General features: G+C 44.3%; 1 protein-coding gene. It reads left to right on the top strand.

From position 1 onward, the window contains the following. Window positions 1-718 precede the first annotated feature (718 nt). Complete coding sequence (locus tag ACKPEB_RS09405) at window positions 719-5,344, top strand: FG-GAP-like repeat-containing protein (RefSeq protein WP_408964616.1); 4,626 nt, start codon at window positions 719-721, stop codon at window positions 5,342-5,344. Window positions 5,345-5,458: the final 114 nt, after the last annotated feature.

Raw genomic sequence — 5,458 nt, 5'->3', positions numbered from 1 at the left:
TTTTGTCAAGCCATTGATTTGGGTCACTCCCAAAACTCGTGCATCGTCAGATTGAAATTTTGTCAGAAAATCCATGTATTTCACCACAGCATCAGGGTTTCAGCCTTGATTTTGACCGATAGACAGAATAACCCCTTGGGTTGTGTTTTTTATAGTCTACCAGAACCCCCATAAACTCGTCAACTTTTTGAAAGCTATTCTCAATAAAATATCCAGATTTCCTGACAAACTTTTAAAAAATAAAACAATCTGTGGACTTTAATTAGAAAAAGTAAACATTTATCCCTTCTCCCTGATTGAACTCAGATGAAGTCAAAATTTCAGAGAGATTAGCAAACTCAGCAAAAAACCCTGTTTTTGTAACCTTTTGTAACTTTTAGTAAAAAACTCAACTAAAGGCTAAAAACAAAGTAGATAATTATACTTAAAAGCTCAAAAAAACTGTTTCAAGATTGAGGTACTATTACTATAGATCAGGTTGATTTTGGAGAGTACCACTTCTATCACTCTCTATTTTGAGGGTTGGTCTCAGTCCAGAATTTGAAACAACTCAAGCCAAACTTTTTTCAGGTAATTTTATCTTATTGAATCAAGTCAAATTGCTCAGCAAAAAAATTTATCTAACTGAAATACCTCAGTCATTGTTCACGAAAATTAGCATCATTGTCATTGCTATTGAATCATTTTTTTGATTAATCATGAATACAGGAATTAACTTATGACATCAAGTTTTACTGAAGATACCAGTATTTCCCTTCCGGGTACTGCTTATGGTTCCGTAGCCTGGGCAGACTATAACAGTGATGGTACATCTGACTTGATCCTGGCGGGTTCCGATAGTTCATACAACCCCATCACCAAACTGTACAAAAACACAGGCAATGGTTTCACTGAAGATACCAGTATTTCCCTCCCTAGTATTTCCTCTGGTTCCGTAGCCTGGGCAGACTATAACAGTGATGGTAAACCTGACTTGTTTCTGGGGGGTAGAGATAGTTCATCCAAGCGCATCACGAAACTGTACAAAAACACAGGCAGTGGTTTCATTGAAGATGCCAGTATTTCCCTTTCTGGTGTTTCTGGACACTGGGTAGCCTCGGCAGACTACAACAGTGATGGCAAACTTGACTTGCTCGTGACAGGTTCCGATAGTTCATACAACCCCATCACCAAACTGTACAAAAACACAGGCAATGGTTTGATTGAAGATACCAGTATTTCCTTTCCTGGTATTTCTGGACACTGGGTAGCCTGGGCAGACTACAACAGTGACGGTAAACCTGACTTGCTCCTAAAGGGTTTCGATAGTTCAAACAACGCCATCACGAAACTGTATAAAAACACAGGCAGTAGTTTCATTGAAGATACCAGTATTTCCTTTCCTGGTATTGCATGGAGTTCAGTAGCCTGGGTGGACTACAACAGTGATGGTAAACCTGACTTGCTCGTGGGGGGGGGTTTCGATAGTTCATACAACCCAATCACCAAACTGTACAAAAACACAGGCAATGGTTTGATTGAAGATACCAGTATTTCCTTTCCTGGTATTTCTGGACACTGGGTAGCCTCGGCAGACTATAACAGTGATGGTAAACCTGACTTGCTCCTGACGGGTTCCGATAGTTCATACAACCCCATCACAAAACTGTATAAAAACACAGGTAGTGGTTTCATTGAAGATACCAGTATTTCTTTTCCTGATATTTCATGGGACTCGGTAGCCTGGGTGGACTACAACAATGACGGCAAACTTGACTTGCTCCTGAAAGGTTGGGATAGTTTAGAAAGTTACATTACCAAACTCTACAAAAACACCACCACCAATTCAGACACCACCTCACCCATAGCCAGCAGTTTTACTCCCAGTCATAATTCAAACGTTGTTGCCGTTGATGCTAACTTAGTCATCAACTTCAGTGAAGCCATAAAAAAAGGCATCGGTAATATTGTGATTAAAAAACTCTCTGATAACTCGGTGGTAGAAATCTTAGATGTAACTGCAACTGATGTCATACTCAATGGGAGTCAACTCACCATTAACCCAACTCAGGATTTAGAGCCAGATACAGATTACTCTGTGGAAATTGCTAAGGGTGCTATTGAGGATAAGGCAGGAAACCCGTTCATCGGTATGACTGGAAATAGCAATTGGCAGTTTAAAACAGCATCTCTCGATACTACCCCACCAGTAGATATTTCTTTTACCCCTAGTGATAATGCCATAGCAGTTGCCGTTGGTGCGAACCTCGTCGTTAACTTCAACGAAGGCATTCAAAAAGGTGTCGGCAATATAGTCATTAAGAAACTCTCCGATAATTCGGTGGTAGAAACCCTAGATGTAACGGCTAGTGAGATCACAGCCAGTGGGGGTCAACTTACCATTAACCCAACTCAGGATTTAGAACCCGGCACAAATTACTATGTGGAAATCGATACGGGTGCGATTACAGACTTAGCGAAGAACAATTATTCTGGAATTAACGGAAATAGCACTTGGAATTTTCAAACCAATTCTTTTCTCGAAGATACCAGTGTTTCCCTTCCTGGCGTTACTGGTGGTTCGGTAGCCTGGGCTGACTATACCGGAGACGGCAAACCTGACTTGTTGTTGACGGGTTGGGATAATTCAAACAACCGCATCACCAAACTGTACAAAAACACAGGCAATGATTTGATTGAAGATACCAGTATTTCCCTTCCTGATGTTGCTGGTGGTTCAGTCGGTTGGGCAGACTACAACAGTGACGGTAAACTTGACTTGCTCCTGACGGGTCAAGTTGATTTCTTCAAACACAGCACGAAATTGTACAAAAACATAGGCACTGGTTTTATTGAAGATACCAGTATTTCCCTTCCTGATGTTGCTGGTGGTTCAGTAGGCTGGGCTGACTACAACAGTGACGGTAAACCTGACTTGTTGTTGACGGGTTCCGATAGTTCAAACAACACCATCACGAAACTGTACAAAAACGCCACCCCATCTTCAGATAATACCTCACCGGAACCGACACCGACACCAACTCCAACTCCTCAACCCACACCAGTTCCGACATCGATTTTTAATGATATTGATAGCACGTCTGAACTTGAGAATGCCATCGCCGAAGCTAACAATAATGGTCAGGTGGATATCATTAATATTACCGGAGACATTTCCGCTCATGATCTAATGATTGAAGAAGATGTAGGACTAACAATTAACGGCAATAACTATAGCATCAGTGGCAATTCATCGGGTCGGATTTTCTTTGTTAAAAGTGGAAATATTACCTTCAACAATCTCACCTTTACTCAAGGTAAATCCCAAGGCGGAGAGGGAAGTTGGGGTTATGGAGGGGGAGCCGGAATGGGAGGTGCGTTATTTGTTTATGAGGGCAATATTGCTATCAACAATAGTACCTTCAGTAACAATAGTGCTCAAGGTGGGAATAGTGGTAATGGCTCAACGGCTACTGCGGGGGGTGGCACAATTCCTAATAGTTCTTCTTCACGCGCACCAGATGGTGCAAATGGTATCGATGGAACTCAAGGAGAAGACCCGGAACAAAATGGAACCCCTGGAACCCATGGAAGTAAGGGCAGTAAGGGGAATTCCCTGAATATAGATGGCGGTCATGGAGGTTCGGGAGGTAATGGCGGTAACGGGGGTTATGACAGTTATGAAGGTAATGCAGACCCTACTTATGGCGGTAACGGAGGGGATGGAGGCAATGGCGGTAACGGGGGTAATGGTTTTTGGGGAGGTGATGGGGGTCAAGGAGGACAGGGAGGTTATGGTGGCACCGGAGGTCAAAGAGATTACATCTGGTTTGAGGGTCAAGGGGTTGTGAGTGCAGGGGATGGAGGGAATGGAGGTGCTGGCGGTGATGGAGGGAATGGAGGCTTTGGCGGTGGAGGCGGTTCCGGTGGAAACGGAGGAAACCCAGGAGCACCTGGTGATAAAAACAAGGGCATGGAGGGCATTGGAGGCGTTTCTGGTCAAGGCGGGGATGGAGGTTGGGGTGGATTTGGGGGAGGTGGAGGTCGTGGTGGTGGTGGCGGTTCAGGTTTCGGCTTACAAGGTTGGGGTGCAGATGGTGGACAGGGAGGCTGGGGTGGATTTGGGGGAGGTGGAGGTTTAGGAGGGGAACAAGGGGTAGATTATAATTTTGGTGGGAGATTCACCTCAGTAGCTGCTAGAGGTTTGGGAGGCTTTGGTGGTGGAGATGCCTCTAATCCAGCAAACTATCCTTTCTATGCAGGGGGTGGTGGTGCCGGAATGGGGGGTGGAATTTTTATGCGTAGTGGTTCCCTCAATCTCTACAACGTTGCGTTTAATCATAATTCTGCTACTGGCGGGACAAGTTATCAAAGCGGGAAAGGGTTAGGTGGAGCTATCTTTGCAATGGAGTCCACAACTAACTCCAACGGCAATAATCAAGGAATGCCTACAACCCTCCCAACAGTTACGGTTTCTGGGACTGTTAGCTTTTCTGAAAATGTCGCAATTGATTCCGATGGGACTCTTGCTCAGGCAAATGGCATCGGCAATCATCAAAATAACCATGATGTTTTCGGCACAATCACAACCCTATCCCCTGAACCCACTCCAGAACCTACACCGACGCCAACTCCGACTCCAGCACCCACACCAACTCCAGCACCCACACCCACACCGGAACCCACACCGGAACCCACACAGGTTCCAACACCGACACCAACACCTAACCCTGTAGAGAACACCTTTACTGTCACCGATACTGAAGAATTTCTGGCTACATCGGTTAATGATGAAATTCAAGGGAACGAAGCCAATAACACCTTATTTGGATTAACAGGTGACGATAATCTTTATAGTAAAGGTGGCGATGACTTGCTATTTGGCAACCGTGGCAATGACTATATTGATGTTAGCATCGATAATGATTCTCTCTATGGGGGCCAGAACTCCGATACTCTCATCGGAGGTCAAGGGAATGATCTTGTGAATGGTGACAAAGGAAATGATCTCCTCATGGGTGTTGATTTGAGTTCAACAACCCCAGGTTTGGGTGAAATCGATACCCTGATTGGAGGTGAAGGATTTGATACTTTTGTCTTAGATACCACTCAAGTTTATGATGATGATGGCGATTTAACGGCTTTAGGTCTGGGAGACTTTGCTTTAATTGCTGATTTCAACACTGCAGAAGATCTCATTCAATTACAGGGAACTCCAACTGACTATCTGTTAGAAACTTCTCCGGCAGGAGTCCCCACTGGAACAGCGATTTTCCGTACCGCAGAAGAACAGAAGGAATTAATTGCCATTATTCAAGGGACACCGCCAGAAACTTTAGAGAGCGACAATTTCCTCTTTGTCTAATTAAATTGCCGAATTTAAAAACCAAAAACCCCCTCCGATTTACCACTGGAAGGGGGTTTTTGAGTATTAACCTGGCACCGAGCTATTTTTCCAGGCGGCTACCCGCCAAGTATC

This window comes from Planktothrix sp. (assembly GCF_046067725.1).
Lineage (GTDB): Bacteria > Cyanobacteriota > Cyanobacteriia > Cyanobacteriales > Microcoleaceae > Planktothrix.
The sequence above is the reverse complement of the archived record's forward strand: the minus strand, read 5'-3'. Positions and strand labels throughout refer to the sequence as shown.